Below are 25,311 nucleotides of genomic sequence, written 5' to 3' on the forward strand. Positions count from 1 at the left end.
GGCGACGACGGGAAGGTGACGACAGGCCCTAGCCGCTGCGTCATGCCGACCCGGCCCCTGGGCCCGAGCGGGCCGGTGCCGCCGTATCCGGTCAGGGGCCGGTGGCCACCCAGTCGAGCCCGTCGTCCGAGGGCACCAGCCCACCGGGGCGCAACGGTGTCTCCTCCTCCAACGGCCCGCCGAACACGCCCCGTTCCTGCAGCACCGAGCCCTCCCGGAACGTCTGACGGAAGGTGGGCGCCTCGTAGAGCGGGTTGCGCAGTCCGTCGGAGTCCGGGAGCCGGCCCACCACCTCGTCGAGATCCGTGGCGGCGGCGGTCAGCCGCGTGCCCACCTGCGTGGGACCGGCGAGGGCCGCGTCCCGCGAGGCCAGCCCGCCCACCAGCTCCACGAAGGCCTCCAGCTCCGTCGTCCGGACGTTGGTGACCTTGCGCGCCTTCCAGAAGTACGACCGCTCGTCCTGGTGCATGTCGTAGAAGGACATCAGGAACTCGTAGAACAGGCCGTACTCGTGCCGGTAGCGGGCCTCGAACTCCTCGAAGCAGCGGGCCTCGTCCACCGTCCCGGCCAGAGAGGTGTTGATGGACCGGGCCGCGAGCAGCGCGCCGTAACAGGCCAGATGGACCCCGGAGGACAGCACCGGGTCGACGAAGCAGGCCGCGTCACCGGCCAGGACCATGCCGGGCCGCCACAGCTGTGACTTCCAGTACGACCAGTCCTTGCGGATCCGGACCTGGTCGTAGGGCGCCTCGGTGGCCTGGGGCGCCCCGTCGACGAGGTCCCGTATCTCGGGGCACGCGTCGATGAGCCGTCGCCAGGCCGCCGCCGGATCCCCCTGGACCGCGGCCGTGTTCTCCCGGCTCACCACCGCCCCGACGCTCGTGAGGTCGTCCCGGAGCGGGATGTACCAGATCCATCCCTCGTCGAAGGCCGCGCAGAAGATGTTGCCGTCGTTCGGCTTCGGCAGCCGCCCGCCCCCGGCGACGTACCCGAAGACCGCGATGTTCCGGAAGAACTCGGAGTACGTCCGCTTCCCGCCCACGTGCGTATGGATCCGGCTGGTGTTGCCGGAGGCGTCCACGACATACCGGGCCCGGGCCTCGCGCGGCGCGCCGTCCGGGTCGGTCCAGCGCACGCCCCTGACCCGTTCCTCGTCGGCGATCACGTCCGAGACACGGCAGCCCTCCCGTACGACCACGCCGATCCGGCGCGCGTTGTCGAGGAGGATCGCGTCGAACCGGGCCCGCTCCACCTGGTACGCGAACGAGGTGGGGTCGGACAGCCGGGGCGACAGCGCGAAGGAGAACTGCCACGGCTCCCGGTTCCGCCCCCAGCGGAAGGTGCCGCCCCGCTTGAGTTTGAAGCCCGCCCGGGCCACCTCCTCCTCGACGCCCAGGATGCGGCACACCCCGTGCACGGTGGACGGCAGCAGCGACTCGCCGATCTGGTACCGGGGGAACGTCTGCTGGTCAAGCAGCAGTACGCGGTGGCCCCGCAGGGCGACGGCCGAGGCGACGGTCGACCCGGCTGGGCCGCCGCCCACGACGATCGCGTCGAACTCCTCTACGGCTGTGGCAGTCACTGGTCTCCTTGTGCGCTGAGAGGTGAGGGGGAGTCCTGGTGGCCGAGGGAGGCGAGCCAGGTACGGATCGCGGTCACGGTGGCCGGGGCGTGTTCACCCTGGAGCGAGAAATGGTCGCCCGGGACATCGACGGCGTCGTGGGGGAGCGGCCAGGACGTCCGCCACGCGTCGCCGTCCGCGCCCGCCGCCATCTCCGGCGTCGGCCGCGTGGCCCGGACCAGCAGGGTCGGCGTGGCGACGGGTTCCGGATCCCAGTCGAGGAACATGCGCGTGTACGCGCCCATCGCCGCGACGGCGTGGTCGTTGTCACCGGTCGACGGGCCCTCGGCCAAGTGCGGGATCAGGGTGGCCGGCAGGGCCAGCAGCCAGTCCGTGCCGAAGTTGCCCTGATGGACGAGATAGGTGTCGAGCAGCACTTGGCCGACGGGAGCGGAGCCCAGGGCCTCCAACCGCCGGGTCAGGACGTGCGCGACGGCGCCGCCCGTGGACGAGCCGACGACCACGAAGGGCCGGTCGCCCACATGCCGCAGCACCGTCTCGGCGTGCGTGCGGGCCAGTGTCTCCCGGTCCACCGCTACGGCCGTTCCCTCACCGATACCGGGATGCCGCAACTCCAGGACCTCCCGGTCGCCCCGGAAACAGTCGTGGAAACGAGCGGCCGTTCCACCGGGGAACGCGGGATGGAAGCCGTTGACGATGACCACTACCGGAGCGTCGCCGGCCCCCTCGGCCCGCCGCAGCGGCGGCAGCGCGTGCCGCCTACTGTCGGCCGCGCCGAAGGTCGGCACGGCCCAGGAGGCGGAGACCAGCATGTGCATCGCGGCGACCACATGACCGGCCTCGCAGAGCCGCCGGTAGAGCGAGGACAGGGTCCGCGGTGTTGACTCGTCGATCGATCCGAGGGACTCGGGGGCGTGCTCCGCCGTGGAGTCCTCGGCTGTCGTCGACTGCGGCAGGTCGAGCAGACCGAGTACGTGCCGGGCCAGACCGTCCGCCGTGTTGTGCTCGAAGATCACGGCGGCGGAGAGCCTGAGCCGTAGCGCGAGGCTCAGCCGGTTGCGGATCTGGACCGCCATCAGGGAGTCGAAGCCCAACTCGTCGAAGGTTTTGCCGACCGGCAGCGCGTCGGCACTCGGATACCCGAGCACCGCGGCCACGTCCTCGCGCATCAGCTCCGCGAGCGCGCCTTCGCGTCGCGCGGCGGGCAGCTCCGCCAGCACCTGCCGCCACGCTCCCGGCTCCAGGAGCTCTGGCTCACCGGGCTGCTGGCCCGGACCGCTGCCGACGGCGGTCTGTCCGGCCTCGGCGACCGGGCGGCGGCGTCGGACCGGCCCACGCATCAGCGGTGGCAGGGGCCGGGGGCTCTGTGCGGCCCGCAGGGCGGCACGGTCCACCAGGATCGGTGCCGCCACCGGCACACCCTCGCGCATCGCCGCGTCGAAGAGTGCCATGCCCTGCTCCGTGGAGAGGGCCCGCAGCAGGTCACCGCCGGTCTCGGGGCTCCGCGGCTGCTCACGGAGGTGGGGGGCCGCCATGCCCCCGCCGTGTTCCCAGGGGCCCCATGCCAGGGAGATCGCGGGCAGGCCCTGTGCGGTGCGGTGGTGGGCGAGGGCGTCCAGGAACGAGTTCGCCGCCGCGTAGTTGGCTTGGCCCGCCCGGCCCAGCAGACCCGACGCCGAGGAGAAGAGGACGAACGCCGACAGCTCCAGATCCCTGGTCAGCTCATGCAGATGCCAGGCCGTGTCCACCTTCGGCCGCAGCACCGCCGCCATCCGCTCGGGGGTCAGCGCCGCCAGTACGCCGTCGTCGAGCACCCCGGCCGCGTGCACCACGGCGCCCGGCTCGGGCCGACAGCCCTTGACCACCTCGGCCAGCGCCGCCCGGTCCGCCGTGTCGCACGCGACGATCCCGACTTCGGCGCCCAACTCCTCCAGCGTGATGCGGAGTTCCTCGGCGCCGGGCGCCTCTGGTCCACGGCGTGAGGTGAGCAGCAGATGGCGTACCCCGTACGAGGTGACGAGGTGCCGGGCCAGTTCCGCGCCCAACGCGCCGGTACCGCCGGTGATCAGCACGGTGCGGAGCGGGTCGAAGGTGCCGGAGGCGGGGCGGCGGCCATCGGTCGCCGCCAGCCGAGGCGCAGCCAACTGGCCTGTGGCTACACGGAGTTGGGGATCACCGGTGGTCAGGGCCACCGGGAGCAGCCGCAGGGACTCGGGCTGTCCGTCCACGTCGACCAGCACGACGCGTCCGGGCAGCTCCGCCTGGGCCGCTCGCACCAGCCCCCACACCGCGGCACCGGCCAGGTCCGGCTCCGGCGCGGTGGCGTCCCGCGTCACCACGACCAGGCGGGAACCCGGCGTCCGTGGATCGTCCTGCCAGTCCTGGAGGGTTCGCAGTACCCGGTCGGTCAGCAGGCGTACGGCGGCGGGCGGATCGTCATGCGTGGCCGGCCCGACGGCGGTGACGACGACGGTGTCCGGATCGCGGGTGACCGTCTCGGTGAGCGCGGACAGCGACTCGCGGAGGTTCAGCTCGTCCGGGCCAACCAGCTCCCAGCGCCGCCCGCTCTCCGCGTGGTGCTCGTGCCCGAGCGACGGCTCGACGGCCTCCCAGTCGAGGCGCAACAGGCCCCGTCGCACCACATCGTGCGCGGACTCGGCTGCTTCGGCGGGGAGTTCACGGGTGGTCAGCGAGTCCACCCGGGCCACCGGGCGGCCCGCCGGGTCGGCGAGTGTCAGCGCGACCCTGTCCGGTCCGGCCGGGGCCACCCGTACCCGTACCTCCGACGCGCCTGACGCGTACAGGCGCATGCCGTTCCAGGAGAACGGCACCCGGATCGAGTCGGCCTCGGGCCCCGCCGCCCCGGCGCCCATCAGCAGCGGGGCGTGTGCCGCCGCGTCCAGCAGCGCCGGATGGATCCCGAACCGGGCGGCGCCCGCCGCCTCGGGCAGCCGTACCTCCGCGAACAGTTCGTCGCCGCGCCGCCATGCTGCCCGTACGCCCCGGAAGGCCGGGCCGTAGGCGAGACCGTCCTCCGCGAGGGTGTCGTAGGCGTCGGTGAGGTCGACTTCGGTCGCGCCCTGGGGCGGCCACACCGTGAGGCCCGTATCCGGCTCAGGTGTCGAGGCCCGTGCCGCCCCGTCGACCAGCTGCCCCGTCGCGTGCCGGGTCCACGTGGGTTCCGTGTCGTCGTCGACGGGCGTCTCGGGCCGGGAGTGGATGTCGACCGGTCGTCGGCCGGAGCCGTCCGCCGGGCCCACCACGACCCGGAGATGCACGCCTGTGGCGGCGGGCAGGGCGAGCGGCGCGAGGATCACGAGTTCGTCGAGCGTGCCGCAGCCGGTCTCGTCGCCCGCACGGACGGCCAGTTCCACGAACACCGTCGCGGGGACGAGGACCGACCCGCCGATCACATGGTCGGTGAGCCATGGATGGGTCGTGGGGGAGAGACGGCCCGAGAACACGGTCCGGTCGGTGTCCGGCACCGTGAAGGCCGGCCCGAGCAGCGGATGACTGTGCGGGTCCGCCGTGGGGCCGCCCAGGTGGCGCTGCCCGTCGAGCCAGTACCGCTGCCGTTGGAAGGCGTACGTCGGCAGGTCCACGCGTCGCGTACCGGTGTCCGCGCACACCACGGGCCAGTCGACGCGCACCCCGCGCACATGGAGCCGCGCCACGGCGGACAGCAGGGTCTCCGACTCGCGCTCGCCCTCACGGGAGGCGGCGGCGAAGAGAGGGCCGGGCCCGTCGTCCGGGTCGCCGGTCACACACTCCTCGGCCGCGCCGATGAGCGCCGGACGGGGGCCGATCTCCAGGAACGCCGACACCCCACTACCGCCCAGCCACCGCACGGCGTCGGCGAACCGCACCGGCACCCGGACGTGCCGCACCCAGTACTCCGGGGAGCACAACTCCTCGGCATCGGCGGGACGGCCTGTGACCGTGGAGATCACCGGGATGCGGGGCGGCCGGAAGGTGAGCCCCTCGGCGACCCGGCGGAAGTCGTCGAGCATCGGCTCCATCAGCGGTGAGTGGAAGGCGTGGCCGACTGCCAGCCGTACCGTCCTCCGGCCACGCGCCTCGAAGCCGGCGGCGACGGCGAGTACCGCGTCCCGTACGCCGGAGATCACCACCGAGCGCGGCCCGTTGACCGAGGCGATCGCCACCTGGGGCCCCGCTTCCGTGACCGCCGCGCGAACCTCCTCCTCCATCGCGTGCAGCGCCACCATCGCGCCGCCCTCGGGCAGGGCGTGCATCAGCCGGCCACGGGCCGCGACGAGCGTCGCCGCGTCGGCGAGGCCCAGAACGCCGGCGACGTGGGCCGCCGTGAGTTCGCCCACGGAGTGCCCGGCCAGGAAGTCGGCGCGTACTCCCCAGGACTCCAGCAGCCGGAACAGCGCCACCTCGAAGGCGAACAGTCCCGCCTGGGTGAAGTCCGTACGGTCGAGCAGGGCGGCCTCCGGCGAACCCGGCTCGGCGGAGAGCGCCACGTCCAGCGGGCGTTCGAGCCGGCCGTCCAGTGCCCGGCAGACGTCGTCGTACGCCGTGGCGAAGGCGGGGAAGGCCGCCCGCAACCCGGCTCCCATACGGGCGCGTTGGGCTCCCTGGCCGGTGAAGAGGAAGGCCGTACGGAGCCCCGGATCCGCGACCGCCCGCTCGATGCCGACGCTGCCGGTGCCCCCGGCGAGCGCCTCCAGTGACGCGAGCATCCGCGCCCGGTCGCCGGTCGGCACCATCGCCCGGTGGGTCAGCGCCGACCGCGACACGGCCAGGGAGGAACCGACGTCGGCCGACGACAGTTCGGGCCGCGCCACAAGATGCTCCGCCAGCCGCCTGGCCTGAGCACGCAAGGCATCTTCATCGGCGCCGGAGAGCAGCCAGGGCATCGACAGGGCCGTGGCTTGCGGCGCGGTGCCGGAAGGCGGTGGTGGCGCGGTGCGGGAAGGCGGTGGTGGCGCGGTGCGGGAAGGCGGTGGTGGCGCGGTGCGGGAAGGCGGTGGTGGCGCGGTGCCGGAAGGCGGTGGTGGCGCGGTGCGGGAAGGCGGTGGTGGCGCGGTGCGGGAAGGCGGTGGTGGCGCGGTGCCGGAAGGCGGCTGCGGCGCCTCCTCCAGGATCACGTGCGCGTTGGTCCCGCCGATGCCGAAGGCCGACACCCCGGCCCGGCGCGGACGGGCGGCCGTCGAGGGCCATGGCCGGGCGGCGGTGAGCAGTTCCACCCGGCCGGAGGCCCAGTCGACGTGGGGTGAGGGGGTCTCGGAGTGCAGGGTCCGGGGCAGTTCCCCGTGCCGCATGGCCTGCACCATCTTGATGACCCCGGCGACCCCGGCGGCCGCCTGGGTGTGCCCGAGGTTGGACTTGACCGACCCCAGCCACAGCGGGGGTCGCTCGGGGGTCCGCCCCTGCCCGTACGTGGCGAGCAGGGCAGCCGCCTCGATGGGGTCGCCCAGCGTGGTGCCCGTGCCGTGCGCCTCCACCGCGTCCACCTCGTCGGGGTGGAGTCCGGCCTCGGTCAACGCCCAGGTGATCAGGCGCTGTTGGGCCTGGCCGTTGGGGGCCGTGAGCCCGTTGGACGCGCCGTCGGAGTTGACGGCGGAGCCACGCAGCACGGCCAGCACCGGGTGACCGCCTCGCCGGGCGTCGGAGAGCCGCTCCAGCAGCACCAGTCCGGCGCCCTCCGCCCAGGCGGTGCCGTCCGCCGAGGCCGCGAACGACTTGCAGCGGCCGTCGGGCGACAGCCCCCGCAGCCGGCTGAACGCGGTGAACGGCTTGGGCGTCGCCATCACGGTGACCCCGCCCGCCAGGGCCAGCGCGCACTCGCCGGAGCGCAGCGCCCGCGCGGCCCAGTGCAGCGCCACCAGCGAGGACGAGCAGGCCGTGTCGAGCGTGATCGAGGGCCCGCGCAGCCCGTACACGTAGGAGATCCGGCCGGAGGCCAGACTGCCCGCCGAGCCCAGCCCGAGATGCGCCTCCAGGTCGCTGCGGTCGAGGCGGGCGGAGTAGTCGCCGTGCATCACCCCGACGAACACCCCGGTGTCGCTCTCCCGCAATGCGGCCGGGTCGATGCCCGCCCGCTCCCAGACCTCCCACGACGTCTCCAGCAGCAGCCGCTGCTGCGGATCCATGGCCAGTGCCTCGCGCGGCGAGATCCCGAACAGCCCCGCGTCGAACTCCGCGGCCCGGTGCAGGAATCCACCGCGGTTCGTGTACGACGTGCCGGGCCGGTCCGGGTCGGGGTCGTGGAGGGCGGACAGGTCCCAGCCCCGGTCGGTGGGGAAGCCCGAGGTGGCGTCCCGGCCTTCCGACACCAGCCGCCACAGGTCCTCGGGGGAGTGGACGTCACCGGGGTAGCGGCAGCCCATGGCGACGATCACCACCGGATCGTCGTCGTCCGTGGACCCCGCCGCCCCGGCCCGCAGCCCGGCGTCGGGCATCGTGCCGAAGAGGGTGCTGTGGACGTACCGGGCGAGCTCCGCCGGGGTGGGACGGTCGTACACCAGCGTCGAGGGCAGCCGCAGTCCGGTCGCCGCGCCGAGCCGCTCGATCAGCGCGACGGCACCGGCGGACGTCAGTCCGAGATCGGTGAACGGGCTCTCGGCGTCCAGCCGTTCGTACGGGACGCCGCCGCACACCTCGGCCGTCTCGGCGAGCACCGCCTCACGCAGCGCCCGCTCCCGTCCCTCCGGCGGCAGGGACAGCAGCCGCCCCCGCAGGGCACCCTCGTCGGCAGTGGTCGTGGTGGTGGGCCCGGCGACGGGCCGGGACGGCTCCGGCAGGACCACCGCGTGCCGGGCGATCTTGCCGGACGCCGTACGAGGGACGGCGGCGATCTCATGGATCTCGACCGGCAGCTTGTACTCGGCCAGCCGGGTGCGGCACGCGGCCAGTACACGCTGCGGATCGACCCCCTCCGCTCCGGGGACGACGAAGGCCACCGGGACCTCGCCGAGCACCTCGTGCGCCCGGCCCACGACGACCGCGTCCGTCACACCGGGGCTGTGCAGCAGGGCCTGTTCGACCTCGGTGGGGTGGATGTTCTCGCCGCCGCGGTTGATCAGTTCACTGACCCGGCCGGTGAGGATCAGATGGCCGTGTGCGACGCGGCGGCCGAGGTCGCCGGTGCGGTACCAGCCGTCCCTCAGCGCCGCCTCGGTTGCCTCGGGCCGGTTGTGGTAGCCGGTCATGAGGCCCGGCCCCCGCACCCAGATCTCGCCCTCGGCGCCGTCCCCGACATCGTTGCCGGAACGCGGATCGACGACCCGTACGTCGACACCCGGGACCGGGGGCCCGCAGGAACCGTCGACCCTGGGGCCGTCCGGCCGGTTCACCGCGATCATGCCGCAGGTCTCGGTGCTGCCGTACGCGTCGAGCAGGGGCGCGCCCAGCGCCTCCTCCACCGCCCGCCGCAACTCCGGGGAACTCGGCGCACCGGCGACGAGACAGGTCCGCATGCTCGGTGGCGGCGAGGCGACCGAGGAGTCCTCGGCCGCCGCGGCCACCAGCCGGTGGTAGGTCGCGGGCACCCCGGCGAGCACGGTGAAAGGACCGCCGAGGGACTCGTGCGGGGCGCGCAGCTCCCGCCACAGGCCGTCCGGCGGGAGGAGTTCGCCGGTGATCCGGGCGCTCGCGCCGACCGCGGTGACACCCAGGATCACGAGGGAGTGCCCGAAACTGTGGAACAGCGGCAGCGGCCACAGCAGCCGGTCCTCCGCCGAGAGCCCGAAGATCGGGGCGTAGCAGGCGGCCACCGACCACAGGGCGGCGCGCTGCGTGGACAGCACGCCCTTGGGGCGGTGCGTGGTGCCGGACGTGTAGAGCATCCAGGCCGGCTCGTCGAGGCCGAGGTCGTCCCGGGGCGCCGGAGCCATAGGGTCGGCGGGTGCCCCGTCGCCCTCCGCCACGGCCCGGAAGAGGACCGTGCCCTCGGGGGCGTCCACGGGAACCGGCCCCGTACCGGTCAGCAGTACACGCGGACGGGCCTCTCCGGGAGCGGCGAGGCGGTGCAGTCGCGCGAGCTGCGCGGAGTCGGTGACGACGACCGAGGCACCGCTGTCCTGAAGGAAGTGGGCGAGCTCGGCATCGGAGGAGCGGGGATTGAGGGGCACCCCGATCGCTCCGGCACGGAGGACCGCGAGGACGCTCTCCACCATCTCGACGCGATTGCCGAGGCAGATCGCGACCCGGTCACCACGTGCCAGCCCCGTACGGGCGAGATACGCGGCCAGCAGCCCGGTACGCCGCTCCAACTCGGCATACGTGACACCGCGCACGTCGTCGGCGAACGCCACCCGCGAGGGCGCTGCCGCGGCGTGCGCCTTCAGCAGCTCCGGCAGCGGCCGTATCAACTCGTCGTGCTCCATGTCGCCGCCTCCCCGGCCCACGAGGGGCCCGCTCCCAACACCGTCGATCTCCTTACGGAGCAACGGAGTTGAGGGTAGGGGGTTCCTGATGGATCTTCGCGGCGTCGCGACGACCGGCGTTTCGGACCGGCGGGCGGCACGCGGAGGCGCCGCCCGCTCACCTCACCCGTCAACCGGCCCGGCGGCCTACGACAGGCAGCCCACATGTGCCAGGGCCTGCTTCAGCAGGACTCCCTGGCCGCCCGGCATCTCGCTCTGGACCGACTCCGACGCGGCCTCCTGCGGGCTGAACCACACCAGGTCGAGCGCGTCCTGCCGGGGACGGCAGTCGCCGGACACCGGGACGATGTACGCGAGGGACACCGCGTGCTGGCGCGGGTCGTGGAACGGCGTGATGCCCAGCGTCGGGAAGTACTCGGCGACGGTGAAGGGCTGGAGCGCGGCCGGGACCCGGGGCAGCGCCACCGGGCCGAGGTCCTTCTCCAGATGACGCAGCAGGGCGTCGCGCACCCGCTCGTGGTGCATCACGCGGCCGGAGACCAGCGTGCGGCTGACCGTTCCGTCCGGGCCGATGCGCAGCAGCAGGCCGATGCTGGTGACTTCGCCGCTGTCGTCGACGCGCACGGGCACGGCCTCGACGTACAGGATCGGCATCCGGGCGCGCGCCGATTCGAGTTCGTCGGAACTCAGCCAGCCGGGCGTGGTTTCGGTCAAGTCAGACATTGGCTGATCATACTTTCATCGTCATCGGGTGTGCGCGTCGCTCCGATCACACATTCCCGGCTCTCGGCGATCACATGCGCCCCGCCGACGATCAGTCGTGGGCGGCCCACATCCCCCGCACATGACCCAGATGCCGGGTCATCACCGCCCGTACGGCGTCCTCGTCGCGGTCGAGGAGTGCGTCCAGGAGTTCCAGGTGCTCCTGGGCGGAGGACAGCAGCCGGCCGGCCTCGACGAGGGCGGTGAGACCGTAGAGCCGTGAGCGTTTACGCAGGTCGCCGACCACCTCGACGAGGTGCGCGTTGCCCGCGAGGGCGAGCAGACCGAGGTGGAAGCGGGTGTCGGCCTCGACGTACGCGATGAGGTCCCCGGCGGCCGCGGCGGCGACGATCTCCCGGGCGGCGGGCCGCAGCGCCTCCAGGGAGACCGGGTCGGCGGTCCCGGCCAGGCCGACGGTGGTCGGGATCTCGATGAGCGAGCGGAGATGGGTGTACTCGTCGAGCTGCTTCTCGGTGACCTCGGTGACCCGGAACCCCTTGTTGGGCACGGTGTCGACCAGTCCCTCCTTGGCCAGATCCAGCATGGCCTCGCGCACCGGTGTCGCCGAGACGCCGAAGCGGGCGGCGAGCGCCGGCGCGGAGTACACCTCGCCCGGCCGCAGCTCACCGGCGATCAGCGCGGCCCGCAGCGCGTCGGCGACCCGCTCGCGGTAGCTGCGCTTCTTGCCGCCCAGCGTGGGCAGGGCCAGGGCGGACGAGGCCATGGGACTCTCCAGACAACGAACCGAAAGACGGACTAGAGGACGAAGCCGGCCGGGAACGGGTCGGACGGGTCGAGCAGGTACTGGGCCGTGCCGGTGATCCAGGCGCGGCCGGTGAAGCTGGGCAGCACGGCCGGTACGCCGGCCACCTCGGTCTCGCCGAGCAGCCGTCCCGTGAACCGGGTGCCGATGAAGGACTCGTTCACGAACTCGGTGTGCAGCGGCAGTTCGCCCCGCGCGTGCAGTTGTGCCATACGTGCGCTGGTGCCCGTACCGCAGGGTGAGCGGTCGAACCAGCCGGGGTGGATGGCCATCGCGTGCCGGGAGTGCCGGGCGGTGGCGCCGGGGGCATGGAGGTGGACGTGGTGGACGCCGTGGATCGACGGGTCCTCGGGGTGGACGGGCTCCCCCTCGGCGTTGATCGCGTCCATCAGGGCCAGGCCCGCCTCGAGGATGTCGTCCTTGCGGGAGCGGTCGAAGGGCAGCCCGAACTGCTCCAGCGGCAGGATGGCGTAGAAGTTGCCGCCGTACGCGAGGTCATATGTCACCGTCCGCCCGTCGGCGAGTGCGATTTTGCGGTCGAGGCCGACCGCGAAGGACGGCACGTTCTGCAGGGTGACCGCCTTCGCCGCGCCGTCCTCCACCGCCACCTCGGCCACGACCAGCCCCGCCGGGGTGTCGAGGCGGATCGTGGTCACCGGCTCGACGACCTCGACCATGCCGGTCTCGACGAGCACGGTCGCGACCCCGATCGTGCCGTGGCCGCACATCGGCAGATAGCCGGAAACCTCGATGTAGACGACGCCGTAGTTGCAGTCGGGGCGGGTGGGCGGCTGCAGGATCGCGCCGCTCATCGCCGCGTGCCCGCGCGGCTCGTTCATCAGCAACTGCTTGACGTCGTCGCGGTGTTCACGGAACCACAGCCGACGCTCGTTCATGGTCGCGCCGGGGATCGTGCCGATTCCGCCGGTGATCACCCGGGTGGGCATGCCCTCGGTGTGCGAGTCGACGGCGTGCAGGACGAGTTTGCTGCGCATGAGCCGGTCTCCCTTCCCGCCCGAGTTACGCGAGCCCCGTCGCGACGGCCTTCTCGGTGGCCGCGCGGATCGCGGCCTCCTGCTCCGGCAGCAGCTCCACCCGGGGTGGACGACAGCGTCCGCCATGGCGGCCCACGACATCCATGGACAACTTGATGGCCTGCACGAACTCGACCTTGGAGTCCCAGCGCAGCAGCGGGTGCAGCTGCGCGTAGAGGTGTTTGGCGGTCGAGAGGTCGCCGTCCACCGCCGCGTGGTACAGCTCCACGGTCGCGGCCGGCAGCGCGTTCGGGTACCCGGCGACCCAGCCCTTGGCGCCCGCCAGCGCGAGCTCCAGCAGGACGTCGTCCGCCCCGATCAACAGGTCCAGTTCCGGGGCGAGTTCGGCGAGCTGGTAGGCGCGGCGGACGTCCCCGGAGAACTCCTTCACACCCTGGATGTACCCCTCGCCGTACAGCTTGGCCAGCAGCTCGGGGACGAGGTCGACCTTGGTGTCGATGGGGTTGTTGTACGCCACGATCGGCACACCCGCCTTCGCGACCTCCGCGTAGTGGGCGAGCACGGAGCGTTCGTCGGCGCGGTACGCGTTCGGCGGCAGCAGCATCACCGACGCGCAGCCCGCGTCCCGCGCCTGCTCGGCCCAGCGCCGGGACTCGGCGGACCCGTACGCGGCGACCCCCGGCATCACCCGCGAGCCGCCGATCGCCGCGACCGCCGTCTCGACGACCTTGGCCCGTTCCTCGGGCGTCAGTACCTGGTACTCGCCGAGCGAACCGTTCGGTACGACACCGTCGCAGCCGTTCTCGACCAGCCAGGCGCAGTGCTCGGCGTACCGGTCGTAGTCGACGGACAGGTCGTCCCGCAGGGGGAGGGCGGTGGCGACGAGAACGCCGTGCCACGGGCGGTGCTCGGTCATGAGGGGCATCCCATCTGAGTAGGGTGTGACATATTACTGGCCTCTGTCTGGTCTTACCGGGCCTCTGCCTGGTCGCCGTTCTGATCCGCCAGCACCCCCAGCGGCACCGGCCGTGCGAACGGCCTCCGGCCCACGCTCTCCGGGCACCCGGCGATCCCCGCGACGGCGGGCCCGCACACGCGCCCCTGGCACCAGCCCATTCCGGCCCGGGTGAGCAGCTTCACGGTCCGTACGTCCCCGGCGCCCAGCTCGCCGACAGCCTCGCGGACCGCCCCGGCGGTGACCTCCTCGCACCGGCAGACGACGGTGGCATCCGTGACCTGCTCGGTCCAGTGCGCCGGCGGCGCGTACACGGAGTCGAGCGTGGCGAAGAACCCCCGTAGCGCCGCACGGGACTTGGCGGCCGCCGCCCACTCCCGCGGGTCGGGATCCCGGCCCCGCAGCCGGGCCGCCGCCGACCGCCCGGCGATGTGCCCCTCGGCGAGCGCGAGGGCCGCGCCGCCGATGCCGGTGGTCTCACCCGCCGCCCAGACGCCCGGCACGTCGGTGCGCTGCTCCTCGTCGACGTGGACGTTCGGCCCGATGATCCGGCAGCCGAGCGCCTCGGCGAGGTCGGTGTGCGGCAGCATGCCGTGTCCGACCGCGAGCGTGTCGCAGGGGGTGCGCCGCTCGGTGCCGGGCCGGACGCGCCCCTCGGCGTCGAGCGCGGCGACGGTCACGGCCGTCAGCCGGTCCGTGCCGTGCGCCTCGACCACGGTGTGGCGTACCAGCGTCCGCACCCGGCGGCGCAGCAACTCCCTCGCGTACCCGGCGCCTTCGGCCAGCTTGTCCGCCCGGCCCGCCAGCGCCCCGGCCCGTCGTACGAGCGCCTTCGGATCCGCCGACTCCACCAGCGCGGCCACCGTGACACCGGCCCCCGCGAGCCCCGTCGCCACCGGCAGCAGCAGCGGACCGGTCCCGGCGACGACCGCCGTACGGCCCGACACCACGAGCCCGCCCTTGAGCATGGCCTGCGCGCCCCCAGCGGTGACGACGCCGGGCAGGGTCCAGCCGGGGAAGGGGAGTACCTTCTCGTAGCCGCCCGTCGCGAGGAGGACGGCGTCCGCGTGAACCACGGCCGGCTTCTCCTGCTCGGGGCCGAGCAGCGCGTGCACGGTGAAGCCCTCGGGTTCCCGCTCGACGCACCAGACGTGGTGGTCCGCCCGGTGGCCGACGCGTCCGGCGGCGATGTACTGATCCAGGCCCTCGCGCAGCCGCCGCCAGGTCCGCCACTGGTGGTGCAGGGCCTCCGGCCGCCGCGCGCCGAGCCCGGCCGAGGGCTGCCGGTAGAACTGGCCACCGGGAGCCTCCGCGGAGTCGACCAGCGTGACCCGTACGCCGCGCCCGGCCGCCGCCAGCGCCGCTGCGAGCCCGGCGGGGCCCGCGCCGATCACCGCGAGACGGGGTTCCTCAGCGTTCATGGCCCGTCCCCTCCTGGGTGCGGATCGCGTCTCCCGGCCGGACCGGGACCAGACAAGCCCGTTGACCCGGGCGGTCGTTGACCGTGACGAGGCAGTCGAAGCAGACACCGATGCCGCAGAAGACCCCGCGCGGCCGACCCTCGCCCCGGGTGGTGCGCCAGGACGTGACCCCGGCGGCCCAGAGCGCGGCGGCGACCGTCTGACCGGGCAGCGCGTCGATCTCACGACCGTCCAACGTGACGGTGAAGGCGGGCCCCGGTTCCGCTTCCGCGAGTTCCAGCGGGTTCATGCCGCGTCCCCCTCGTCCCCCTCGTCACCTTCGTCACCTTCGTCACCTTCGTAGTCCTCTTCGTGCTCCTCGAACCGGTCCGGCCGGAACGGCGTCAGGTCGAGATCGGGCGTCTTCCCGCCGAGTACCTGGGCGATCAGCCGCCCGGTGCCGGTGGCGAGCCCGATCCCGGCGCCCTCGTGGCCGCAGGCGTGGAACAGCCCCGGTACCCGGGGATCGGGCCCGATCGCGGGCAGATGATCGGGCATGTACGGCCGGAAGCCGAGGTACGTCCGCATCGCCCGCACCCGTTCCAGGAAGGGGAACAGCCGGGTGGCGCCCGCCGCCAGCGCCCTTACGACGGGCAGCGAGAACGACCGGTCGAAGCCGACGCGCTCCCGGCTCGCCCCGATCAGCACCGGCCCGGCGGCCGTGCCCTCGACGACCGGGGAGGTCTGGAGTGCCGCCGAGTCGCTGGCCACGTCGGCCACGTAGTCGGCGGCGTACACCTTGTGCCGCACCAGGGGCGGGAGCGGCTCGGTGACGAGGACGAAGCCGCGCCGGGGGAGGACGGGCAGACCGACTCCGGCGAGCGCGGCCAGTTCGCCGCCCCAGGTGCCGGCGGCGTTCACGACGGCCGGTGCGTGGATGTCGCCCCGGTCGGTTCTCACGCCGCGTACGGTGCCGTCGGCCGCGCGCAGCACCTCGGTCACGGTGCGGCCGGTGAGCAGACGGGCGCCGGAGGCCCGTACGAGATGGGCGGCGGCCAGGGTGGGCATGACCTGGGCGTCCTGCGGGTAGTGCACGCCGCCCGCGAGGCCGGGTGCCAAGTGGGGCTCCAGGTCGGTGAGTTGATGGGCGGCGACGCTTTCCGCCGTGACCCCGGCGGAACGCTGCCCGGCCGCGAAGTCCTCCAGGGCGCCGAGCCCGTCCGGGGTGGAGGCGACGACGAGGCCGCCCTTCGCCTCGTACTCGAACGCCGGGCCGAGACCCGGCTCGGCGGCCAGCTCGGCCCACAACCGGTTGGACAGCAGGGCGAGTTCGAGCTCCGGGCCCGGTTCCTTGTCGGAGACCAGGAGGTTGCCCTCGCCGGCGCCGGTCGTGCCGCCCGCCACCGGGCCGCGGTCCACCACGGTGACGGCCAGCCCCGCCCGGGCCGCGTACAGGGCGCAGGCCGCGCCCACCATTCCCGCTCCGACAACCACGACGTCGCAGGTCAGTCGCTCGGTCACGCCAGTACTATGTCACATGGTGCTGTGCACGGGAATACCGCGAAACCCCGGCGTGCGAGCCGTCGGCGCCGTCGGGCTACCCTGCACGCCCCGGCACAAGTCACCTCGAAGGACCACGCGATGGCACACGACAGGCCCTGCTGCGCCCCCGGTCGGGAGCCGGTGGCTGTGCCGTCGGAGGTGCCGAGGGACATGACCTCGGCTGAACCACAGAAGGCGCGGCACACCGAACGGCTGCTGGAACTCCCCGGCGGCCTTTTCCTCATGGGCACCGAGGACGAGGTCGGCTACCCCGCGGACGGCGAGGGCCCGGTCCGCGAGGTGGAGCTGAGCCCGTTCCGGATCGCCGCGACGACCGTCACCAACGAACAGTTCGCGGCCTTCGTGGACGCGACCGGCCATGTGACGGAGGCCGAGCACTTCGACTTCTCCTTCGTCTTCGAGGGCTTCCTCGCCGACGACCTGCTCGCCCTCTCCCCACGCGTCCCCGGCACCCCGTGGTGGCGCGGCGTCCGAGGCGCGACCTGGCGGCACCCGGAAGGCCCCGGCTCCTGCGTCGACGCGATCCTCGACCACCCCGTCGTGCACGTCTCCTGGAATGACGCGCAGGCCTACTGCGCCTGGTCCGGGACCCGGCTGCCCACCGAGGCCGAGTGGGAGTACGCGGCCCGCGGCGGCCTGGAACAGAAGCGCTATCCCTGGGGCGACGACCTCGCCCCCGACGGCCGCCCCACCTGCAACATCTGGCGCGGCACCTTCCCCACCCACAACACCGCCGCCGACGGCTACCGCTCCACAGCCCCCGCCGACGCCTTCGCCCCCAACGGCTACGGCCTCCACAACACCGTCGGCAACGTCTGGGAGTGGTGCGCCGACCACTTCAGCCCCGACTTCCACCGGACCGGCCCCCGCGCCGACCCCACCGGCCCCCCGGACGGCCCCTCGCGCGTCATGCGCGGCGGCTCCCACATGTGCCACGCCTCCTACTGCAATCGCTACCGGGTGGCCGCCCGCTCCTCCAACACCCCCGACAGCTCGGCCGGCAACATCGGCTTCCGCGTCGCGGCGACGCTCTGAACAGACGAAGCTCTGAACAGACGACGGTCTGAACAGACGAACGCCGATTCACCGGCCCGAGGGAGCGCGGGTCAGGCCTTGGTCGTGGACGTCGACCTGTGGACCGCCCTGACCCTGCGGTCGAACTCGCGGTTGAGGAACGGCATGAGGACGCCGCCGAACCGGGCCAGCGCCCGCGGGCCCGGAGCCGGGCAGATCATGAAACGCCGCTGATCGATACCCCGTACGATCGCCGCCGCGACCTGTTCCGCCGTGAGGGGCTTGTTCGTTCCGCCGACCACCCGGGTCTCCTCCGGCTTCCACCGGTTCTCCTCGGCGAGCTGCGGGGTGTCCACGTCCGGCGGGAAGACGACACCGACGTGCACCCCGTGCGGTACGAGTTCGGCCCGCAGCGACTCCATCAGCCCACGCACGGCGAACTTGGCCGGTGCGTACGCGCTGTAGCCGAAGATGCCGAGCAGTCCGGCGGCGGACGACACCGCGACCACGCTGCCGTACCGCGTTCCACCATGCCGGGGGCGACGGCCCGCAGGGCGTACAGCGTGCCGAAGTAGTCGACCTCCATCATCTACCGGAAGACCTCGTCCGACAGCTCCAGGAAGTGCCCCGGGCGGGCGAGCCCCGCCGAGGTGATCAGGATGTCGCAGGGCTGCGCCTGTTCCGCCTCCAGTTCGGTGATGGCACGGGTGAGGGCCACCCGGTCGGCCACGTCGACCGCTCGCGAGGCGGCCGAGACCGTCTTCACGGCCGCCTCCAGGCGTTCCGCTCCCCGTGCGATCAGCGACAGCTTCGCACCACGTGCCGCGAGCAGCCGGGCCGTGGCCAGGCCGATGCCGCTCGACCCGCCGGTCACGATCACATGGGTCGAACCGACGTCCAGGGAACGTGTGTTCTGCGCAGTCTCATGGCGAGGAGCGTACTCAGAGTCCGAGCCCCTGGACCATGTCGTCGACGACGAACCGGCACCGGGGCAGCGGCCGCCGCTCCGACCGCGAGGGCGCCACCACGTCGGGCGGGCCGGCGGTTCGATCGGCCGACGCCACCGCCGGGCTCGCGGCGAGCCTGCCGGAGAGGACGTCCGCGAGAACAAGGATTCCACCGGTCGGGAAGAAGCCGGTGGGGGAGATACCGGCAGAGGAGATGTCGGTTGCGGAGATGTCGGTCGGGGTGGTTTCCGAGGCTTTCATGGACCGGTCCTTTCCGTGGGGCGTCCAAGGCTGACGCGTCCGCCGGTGTCGCAGTTGACGCAACAGTGTCCGATCCCGCTTCAACCCTGGTTATGCGGGCTGATTAACCAACGATGAATGGGAAGGCGGAAGTCGCCCTCCCGAGCGGCACCCACATCCCGCCCCACATCACGCCCCACATCACCCGCTCGGCCGAGCACCGGGGTGGCCTCTGGGAAGTCGCCCCGTACGCGGGTGTGATGGCCGCATGACCGACTCCGTGGCCCGCGACCCCCTGCCACCCGCCCCCGATCCACCCGAGTCGTACGGCTACCGCCTCAAGTGCCTCGTCCTGGGCCCGCCCCTGGTCACCGAGCGGATCGCCAAGGAGAAACTGGACAACCGGACCGCCCTCGGGGTGCTGGCGTCGGACTGCCTCAGCTCCTCGGCGTACGGCAGCGAGGAGATGCTGCGGGTGCTGGTCCCGGTGGTCGGCGTCGCCGCCTTCACCCTGCTGATGCCGGTGACCGGCGCCATCCTGTTCGTCCTCGTGCTGCTGACGCTCTGCTACAGCGACGTCGTCATGATCTACACGCGGGCGGGCGGCAGTTACGTCGTCGCCCGCGAGAACCTGGGACCCGACATCGCCCAGGTCGCGGCGGTCGCCCTCCTCGTCGACTACGTCGTGACGGTCGCCGTCCAGGTCTCGGCGGGCACGAACGCGATCATCTCCCTCGCCCATCTGATCGGCGACGACTGGACCGGCATCGACCACCTCCAACTCCCCATCAGCATCGGCGTCGTCCTGCTTCTCGCCTACGGCAACCTGCGCGGACTGCGTGAGGCCGGCCGGATGTTCGCCCTGCCCGCCTACCTGTTCATGGCGGCCGTGGGGCTGATGCTCGTCATCGGGATCGCCCGCTGGGCCTTCGGCGACCTGCCGCACGCCGACCTCCACGCGAGCGGCACCGTGCCCGTCGGCACGGCGGGGGACGGCTGGCTGTACGGCGCCTCGCTGTTCATGGTGCTCCGGGCGTTCGCCAACGGCGGCTCGTCCCTGACCGGCCTGGAGGCGATCTCCAACGGCATCTCCGTCTTCCGGGAGCCACAGGGCCGCAACGCACGCCGCACACTGATCACCATGAGCTGCGTGCTCGGCGTCCTGGTCCTGGGCGTCTCGGGCCTCGCCCACCTCACCCACGCGACCCCCTACACGGACGGCACCCCCACGGTCATCGCCCAGGAGGCCCACCTCGTCTTCGGCGGCGACTCGTGGGGCAGCGCGGGCCTGGTCTTCGTCCAGCTGGCCACGGCCGTGATCCTCTACACCGGCGCCAACACCCCCTTCACCGGCTTTCCGTACCTCGCCAGCTTCGTGGCGGAGGACCGTTTCCTGCCCCGCCCGCTCACCCGCCGGGGACACCGGCTGGCCTTCTCCAACGGCATCATCACCCTCTCCGCCGTCGCGCTCGCCCTTCTGCTGGTGACCGACGCGAACGTCGACAAGCTCGTCGCGCTCTACGCCATCGGCGTGTTCACCGCGTTCACCATGACCGGCTCCGGACTCACCGCCCACCATCTGCGGCGCCGCGAACCGGGCCGCACATGGAAGATCGCCGTCAACGCGACCGCCGCGACCGTCTCCGCCGCAGTCGTCCTGATCTTCGCCGTCACCAAGTTCACCGAGGGCGCCTGGCTGGTCGTGGTCGTCTTCCCCGTCGGCGTCTGGGCCCTGGTCCGCGTCAACCGCGAATACCGCGCCGAATCGGCTGCCCTGGCGGCCCTCCCGCCGGCCGAACACAGCGACCGCCCCCGCTGGCGACACCACGTGGTCCTGGTCCTCGTCGACGCCTTCGACCCGGCGGCGTTCCACGCCCTGCGCTACGCCCACGAACTACGCCCGGACGAGGTACGGGCCGTCCACGTCGCCGTCGACACCACCCGCGCCCACCACCTGACCCGGCGCTGGCGAGCCACTCACGCCACAGACGTCCCCCTCGAAGTCGTCGACTGCCCCGACCGCCGAGTCGCCCATACCCTGACCCGCCTCGCCACCGAGACCACCGCCGACGGCCGCACGGCCCTGACCCTCCTCATCCCACACCGCACCTACCGCACGATCCTCGGCCGCCTCCTCCACAGCGGCACAGCCGAACACCTGGTCCACACCCTGGAGCAACTCCCATCGGTGGCGGTGACGATCCTGCCGTACCGGGTTCCCTAACAAACAAGGGCCAGGGGGGGAGCGCCCCTAAGGGGCGCGGGGCTGTGCCGATATGCGGCTCCGCCGCGTGGGCGCGACAAGCCACGGACGACCCGCAGCCGACCAACCACGGAAACCCCTACGGCGACAACTCGAACGCCCCACCCCGAATGCCCGAATTCCAAGTCCCCCCGAAACTGACCCCATGCCAGCACAACCCGCCGCCATCGAGGACTACGCCCTCATCGGCGACCTATTGACCGCGGCCCTGGTCGGCAAAGACGGCAGCATCGACTGGCTCTGCCTCCCCCGCTTCGACTCACCCGCCTGCTTCGCCGCCCTCCTGGGCGACGAGGACAACGGCCGCTGGCGCATCGCCCCGGCCGAGCAGGACGGCCCGTACCCCCGCCGCCGCTACCGGGACGACACCCTCGTCCTGGACACCGCATGGGAGACATCCACCGGCCAGGTCCTGATCACCGACTTCATGCCCCCAAGAGGCGAGGACGCCCCCTGCGTCGTCCGCATCGTCGAGGGCCTCTCCGGCACGGTCGACATGCGCATGGAGCTACGCCTCCGCTTCGACTACGGCCGGTTGCTGCCGTGGATGCGGCACAAGGACGGTCAGCTGACCGGCATCGCCGGACCCGACGCGGTGTGGCTGAGCACCCCCGTCCGGCTGACCGCACACGGCCCGGCCCACATCTCCTCCTTCCGGGTCACCCCGGGCGAACGCGTCCCGTTCGTGCTCGTCTGGCGCCCCTCCCACCTGCCGACCCCGGACCCGGTCGACCCCTTCGACGCGCTGCACGCCACGGAGGCGTACTGGAGGCTGTGGCTGCGCCGGCTGACATACGACGGCCCGTACCGCGACGCCGTCGCCCGTTCGCTCATCACGCTCAAGGCCCTCACCTACGAGCCGACCGGCGGCATCGTCGCCGCGCCGACCACGTCCCTGCCGGAGGAGATCGGCGGAGTCCGCAACTGGGACTACCGCTACTGCTGGCTGCGCGACGCCGGGATGACCCTGGAGGCGCTGCTGCGCAGCGGGTTCACCGCCGAGGCGGACGCCTGGCGGGGCTGGCTGGAGCGGGCGGTGGCGGGGCGGCCCGAGGACGTGCAGATCATGTACGGGATCGCGGGGGAGCGGCGGCTCACCGAATGGGAGGTGGACTGGCTGCCGGGCTACGAGGGTTCGCGCCCGGTACGGATCGGCAACGCGGCCGCCGCCCAGCGGCAGCTCGACGTACCCGGCGAGGTCATGGACGCCATCCATCTGGCCGTCGGCTGCGGACTGCGCCCGCGCCGGCATCTGGTCGAACTGCAGGCGGTCCTCCTCGACCACCTGGAACAGGCGTGGCGCGAGCCCGACCAGGGCCTGTGGGAGACGCGGGGCGCCCCACGCCACTACACGCACTCCAAGGTGATGTGCTGGGTGGCCTTCGACCGGGCGGTGCGCCTGGCCGAGGACCACGCCCGCCCCGGCCCGGTGGAGCGGTGGCGGGAGGTCCGGGACCTCATCCACCGGGATGTCTGCGAGCGGGCCTTCGACCCGGAACGCGGCACCTTCACCCAGTCGTACGGCTCCCGCGAACTCGACGCCGCGCTGCTCCAGATCCCGCAGACCGGGTTCCTGCCGCCGGACGACCCCCGGGTGATCGGCACCGTCGATGCCGTGCGGCGCGAGCTGCTCACCGACGGGCTCGTGGCCCGCTACTCGGCGGGCCGCGCCGACTCCCCGGACGGCCTGCCCGGCGGCGAGGGCGCGTTCCTCGCCTGTTCCTTCTGGCTCGCGGACGCCCTGCTGCCGCTCGGCCGCGAGGACGAGGCCCGCGCCCTGTACGAGCGGCTGCTGAGCCTGCGCAACGACGTCGGACTGCTCGCCGAGGAGTACGACCCCCTCGCGCGCCGCCAACTCGGCAACTTTCCCCAGGCATTCACCCACGTCCCGCTCATCCGGGTCGCCTACGAACTCGACCGCCACGCCACCCACGCCCGCCGCGGCCGCCCCACCGAGGCGCCGTCGCGGGCGGCGGAGGAGTGACCGTGGTGCCCGGATTCCTCACGAGGGCCGTCGAGTTGCTGCTCGGCCGGGACGGCCGGGGCCGCCCGCTCCATCTGAAGGCGGCCGGCGGCGCCACGGCCGTCCTCGTCGTCGTGATGCTCCTCGGCTCGTGGGCGGTGATCGCCGCCGAACACGGAGCCAGGGGCGCCAACCTGACCTCGTACCCGAAGGCCCTGTGGTGGTCCATCGAGACGGCCACCACCGTCGGCTACGGCGACTTCTACCCGGTGACCCTCTGGGGCCGTGTCGTCGGCGCGGTCGTCATGGTCGTCGGCATCACGACGTACGGCATGGTCACGGCGGCCATTGCCGCGTGGTTCGTGGGCCGGGAGCAGAAGCGTCACCAACTCGCCCACAGAGCCCATGAGTTGTGCGACGAGACCGCCCACGCCCTGCACGAGCGGTTCGACCGCCTGGAGCGGATGGTCGCGAGCCGTGGCGAGGAGGACCGGAACTGACCACCCCTCGGACTCAGATCCAGCCGTCCAGTGACTTCACGAAGCCGGCGAAGTCGTCGCGGGCGGCGTCCTTGGCGGCGACGAACACGCTCGGACCCAGGCCTCGCTGCCACCGGGAGGGAGAGGGCCGGCGCGCCGAGCGAATGCGCGACGGCCGGCTCGGCATCGCCGCGCAGGTCCACGGCGACGACCCGGTAGCCGCGCTCGGCGAGCGCCGGGCCGACGCGGCGCACCATCCTCCGCGACGGGCCCGCAGAAGCGCTTACTCCTCCACGTGCTGGTTCTCCGCATCGAACATCCACCGCTGCTTCTCCAACTCATAGGTGAGGGAGATCAGCAGGTCCTGCGTCACCCTGTCCGCGTCCTCCGTGGCGTCGATACGCCCGCGCAGCCGCCCGATGGCCGTCTCCAGCGCCTCCACCAGGAGCCGTACCACCTCGGTGTCCCGCAGCCAGCCGTCCTTCGTCCCCTGCAGGGCGAACCGTGCCGCGACGGTCTCGGGGCGGCCGTCGGGGGCGACGCCGAGCGCGGCCGCGCGTTCGGCGACCTGGTCGGCGTACGACCGTGCCGTCGAGACCACCTCGTCGAGCTGGAGGTGGATCGAGCGGAACCTAGGGCCCACGATGTTCCAGTGGGCCTGCTTACCGATCAGCGAGAGCCCCAGCAGGTCCACGAGACTCTCCTGAAGTGCCTCCCCGGCGACCCTACGGGCGGGCTCGGGCAGGGTGCTCCTCACCGTCGTCATGACGTGTTACTCCCCTTTACTCCCTCATCGCCTCATGCCGCGCGATCGCCTCATGCCGCGCGATCGCTGTGCGTCGGACGATCGCTGTGCGTCGGACGATCGTCATGTGCCGGGCGTCGTCGTCGGCGTTCGCGGTCCTTGCGGAGCAGTGCGGTGCGCTCGTCCTCGCCCATGCCGCCCCACACGCCGGCCGTCTGCCCGCTGCCGAGCGCCCAGTTCAGGCAATCGCTCGTCACCGGGCAGCGGGCGCAGACGCGCTTGGCGGCGGCGATGTCGTCGAGCGCCGGTCCTGTGGTGCCCACGGGGAAGAACAGTTCGGGGTCCTCTCCCACGCAGGCCGCTTCCCGCAACCACTCCATGCGGGGCCGGGTGCCCAGGACGGATGGGGGAAAACACGGCATCCGGGCCCGGCGGAGCCGAGCCCTCCGGAGTGTCAGCGGGCCAGTACGCCGTCCACGAACTCCTTGACGTGCGACAGGACTTCGTCCTTGTTCGTCTCGTTGAACACCTCGTGCCGGGCGCCCGGATACACCCGCTCGGTCCAGTCGACGCCGCGGAACTCCTCGATGCCCGTACGGCTGCCGGCCAGCGGCACGATCCGGTCGTCGTCGCCGTGCATCCACAGCAACGGGAGCGAACCGATGCTCCCGCCCTTGGAGATCGTCTCCAGCATGCGGCCCCAGGCCTCCAACGTCGGCCGCTTGAACGGGCCGTGCCACACCAGCGGATCGTTCGCGTACGCGGCCCCGACCGCCGCGTCGCGCGAGAGCTGCTTCGGATCGAGCGGGATGTTGGGCACCTCCGGCGGCGCCAACAGCACCCCCAGCGGCTCCCAGATGCCGATCACCGGGCCGGACAGGACGAGCGCGGTGAGCCCGGCACCGTACCGCTGGGCGTACCGTGCGGCGATCAGCCCACCCATGGAGTGGCCGATCAGCACCAGCGGCACCCCCGGGTACGCGGTCCGGGCCAACTGCTCCACCGCGTGCACATCGGCGACCACGTCCTCGAAGTCCTCGATCAGCACCCGCTCGCCGGCCGACCTGCCGTGCCCCATGTGGTCGGGGCCGAACACCGCCGCCCCGTGGGCGACCAGGGTGTCGGCCACATGCTCGTACCGGCCGATGTGTTCGCCGTAGCCGTGGACCAGGAGCGCGATGTACCTCGGGTCCTCGCACGGCCACTCCCGTGCGGTGACACCGCCCCGGGTACCGGCGAAGGTGTGCTCGCGCGAGTCGGCCATGGCTTCTCCCACTGGGTCGGTG

The 25,311-nt window shown here is 72.7% G+C and carries 21 protein-coding genes and 1 pseudogene; 5 read left to right on the forward strand and 17 right to left on the reverse strand.

Translation table 11 applies throughout. From position 1 onward, the window contains the following. Positions 1-91: 91 nt before the first annotated feature. From CES90_RS40260 to CES90_RS40300, 9 genes are all read right to left on the reverse strand, one after another. A complete protein-coding gene (locus CES90_RS40260; RefSeq protein ID WP_189787802.1) occupies positions 92-1,582 on the reverse strand; it encodes a tryptophan 7-halogenase in 1,491 nt (496 codons plus the stop codon). Next, positions 1,579-9,936 carry a type I polyketide synthase gene (locus CES90_RS40265; RefSeq protein WP_208921572.1) on the reverse strand — a complete coding sequence of 2,786 codons (8,358 nt, stop codon included), beginning with the start codon at positions 9,934-9,936 and terminating at the stop codon, positions 1,579-1,581. The genes CES90_RS40260 and CES90_RS40265 overlap by 4 nt, the downstream gene beginning before the upstream one ends. A 186-nt stretch (positions 9,937-10,122) precedes the next feature. Further along, positions 10,123-10,659 carry an NUDIX hydrolase family protein gene (locus CES90_RS40270; RefSeq protein WP_189787800.1) on the reverse strand — a complete coding sequence of 179 codons (537 nt, stop codon included), beginning with the start codon at positions 10,657-10,659 and terminating at the stop codon, positions 10,123-10,125. Between the two features lie 91 nt (positions 10,660-10,750). Further along, positions 10,751-11,422 (reverse strand): GntR family transcriptional regulator, encoded by a 672-nt coding sequence (locus CES90_RS40275; protein WP_189787799.1) that lies wholly within the window; start codon positions 11,420-11,422, stop codon positions 10,751-10,753. A gap of 32 nt (positions 11,423-11,454) precedes the next feature. Next, a complete protein-coding gene (locus tag CES90_RS40280; RefSeq protein ID WP_189787798.1) occupies positions 11,455-12,456 on the reverse strand; it encodes a proline racemase family protein in 1,002 nt (333 codons plus the stop codon). Between the two features lie 25 nt (positions 12,457-12,481). Beyond that, positions 12,482-13,372 (reverse strand): dihydrodipicolinate synthase family protein, encoded by an 891-nt coding sequence (locus CES90_RS40285; RefSeq protein WP_189787797.1) that lies wholly within the window; start codon positions 13,370-13,372, stop codon positions 12,482-12,484. Positions 13,373-13,425: 53 nt separating this feature from the next. Beyond that, on the reverse strand, positions 13,426-14,832 hold the full coding sequence (locus CES90_RS40290) for an FAD/NAD(P)-dependent oxidoreductase (RefSeq protein WP_189787796.1): 1,407 nt from the start codon (positions 14,830-14,832) through the stop codon (positions 13,426-13,428). Then, on the reverse strand, positions 14,822-15,121 hold the full coding sequence (locus CES90_RS40295; RefSeq protein ID WP_189787795.1) for a (2Fe-2S)-binding protein: 300 nt from the start codon (positions 15,119-15,121) through the stop codon (positions 14,822-14,824). The genes CES90_RS40290 and CES90_RS40295 overlap by 11 nt, the downstream gene beginning before the upstream one ends. Further along, positions 15,118-16,332 carry an NAD(P)/FAD-dependent oxidoreductase gene (locus tag CES90_RS40300; protein WP_189787794.1) on the reverse strand — a complete coding sequence of 405 codons (1,215 nt, stop codon included), beginning with the start codon at positions 16,330-16,332 and terminating at the stop codon, positions 15,118-15,120. Before CES90_RS40300 ends, CES90_RS40295 begins: the two co-directional genes overlap by 4 nt. 120 nt (positions 16,333-16,452) lie before the next feature. Here CES90_RS40300 and CES90_RS40305 point away from each other — a divergent pair, with 120 nt between their 5' ends. After that, the gene (locus CES90_RS40305; RefSeq protein ID WP_444545340.1) at positions 16,453-17,409 is read left to right on the forward strand and encodes a formylglycine-generating enzyme family protein; all 957 of its coding nucleotides are present in this window, start codon (positions 16,453-16,455) and stop codon (positions 17,407-17,409) included. Positions 17,410-17,480: 71 nt separating this feature from the next. Here the strand turns inward: CES90_RS40305 and CES90_RS50515 are convergent, their stop codons facing one another. The 3 genes from CES90_RS50515 to CES90_RS40320 all read right to left on the reverse strand — a co-directional run bounded on the left by CES90_RS50515 (position 17,481) and on the right by CES90_RS40320 (position 18,596). Next, positions 17,481-17,897, reverse strand: a complete 417-nt coding sequence (locus CES90_RS50515; RefSeq protein WP_332836411.1) for an SDR family NAD(P)-dependent oxidoreductase — start codon at positions 17,895-17,897, stop codon at positions 17,481-17,483. An 80-nt stretch (positions 17,898-17,977) separates the two neighbouring features. Then, entirely contained in the window at positions 17,978-18,262 is a 285-nt protein-coding gene (locus tag CES90_RS51440) for an SDR family NAD(P)-dependent oxidoreductase (RefSeq protein WP_208921574.1), read from the reverse strand. A 67-nt stretch (positions 18,263-18,329) separates the two neighbouring features. Continuing rightward, on the reverse strand, positions 18,330-18,596 hold the full coding sequence (locus tag CES90_RS40320) for a hypothetical protein (RefSeq protein WP_229914406.1): 267 nt from the start codon (positions 18,594-18,596) through the stop codon (positions 18,330-18,332). Between the two features lie 113 nt (positions 18,597-18,709). On the opposite strand from CES90_RS40320, the gene CES90_RS40325 reads away from it, so the two are divergent. The 4 genes from CES90_RS40325 to CES90_RS40340 all read left to right on the forward strand — a co-directional run bounded on the left by CES90_RS40325 (position 18,710) and on the right by CES90_RS40340 (position 23,301). Continuing rightward, on the forward strand, positions 18,710-18,847 hold the full coding sequence (locus CES90_RS40325) for a hypothetical protein (RefSeq protein WP_189787792.1): 138 nt from the start codon (positions 18,710-18,712) through the stop codon (positions 18,845-18,847). Beyond that, complete coding sequence (locus CES90_RS40330; protein ID WP_189787791.1) at positions 18,844-20,799, forward strand: APC family permease; 1,956 nt, start codon at positions 18,844-18,846, stop codon at positions 20,797-20,799. Before CES90_RS40325 ends, CES90_RS40330 begins: the two co-directional genes overlap by 4 nt. 184 nt (positions 20,800-20,983) lie before the next feature. After that, the gene (locus CES90_RS40335; RefSeq protein WP_189787790.1) at positions 20,984-22,822 is read left to right on the forward strand and encodes a glycoside hydrolase family 15 protein; all 1,839 of its coding nucleotides are present in this window, start codon (positions 20,984-20,986) and stop codon (positions 22,820-22,822) included. A gap of 2 nt (positions 22,823-22,824) precedes the next feature. After that, positions 22,825-23,301, forward strand: coding sequence for a potassium channel family protein (locus CES90_RS40340; protein ID WP_189787789.1), 477 nt, complete (start codon positions 22,825-22,827; stop codon positions 23,299-23,301). Between the two features lie 13 nt (positions 23,302-23,314). On the opposite strand, the gene CES90_RS40345 is transcribed toward CES90_RS40340, so the two are convergent. The 5 genes and pseudogenes from CES90_RS40345 to CES90_RS40360 all read right to left on the reverse strand — a co-directional run bounded on the left by CES90_RS40345 (position 23,315) and on the right by CES90_RS40360 (position 25,289). After that, positions 23,315-23,467, reverse strand: coding sequence for a hypothetical protein (locus CES90_RS40345; protein ID WP_189787788.1), 153 nt, complete (start codon positions 23,465-23,467; stop codon positions 23,315-23,317). Further along, positions 23,412-23,540 (reverse strand): annotated as a pseudogene (locus CES90_RS50520) (alpha/beta hydrolase); the annotation flags it as partial. The pseudogene CES90_RS50520 and the gene CES90_RS40345, both read right to left, overlap by 56 nt. Positions 23,541-23,563: 23 nt before the next feature. Further along, a complete protein-coding gene (locus CES90_RS40350) occupies positions 23,564-24,046 on the reverse strand; it encodes a Dps family protein (RefSeq protein WP_189787787.1) in 483 nt (160 codons plus the stop codon). Positions 24,047-24,096: 50 nt separating this feature from the next. Further along, a complete protein-coding gene (locus tag CES90_RS40355) occupies positions 24,097-24,405 on the reverse strand; it encodes a WhiB family transcriptional regulator (RefSeq protein WP_189787786.1) in 309 nt (102 codons plus the stop codon). A 74-nt stretch (positions 24,406-24,479) separates the two neighbouring features. Beyond that, positions 24,480-25,289: an alpha/beta hydrolase gene (locus tag CES90_RS40360; protein WP_189787785.1), complete on the reverse strand. Its 810-nt coding sequence runs from the start codon at positions 25,287-25,289 to the stop codon at positions 24,480-24,482. Positions 25,290-25,311 lie beyond the last annotated feature (22 nt).

The organism is Streptomyces capitiformicae, from assembly GCF_002214185.1.
Lineage (GTDB): Bacteria > Actinomycetota > Actinomycetes > Streptomycetales > Streptomycetaceae > Streptomyces > Streptomyces capitiformicae.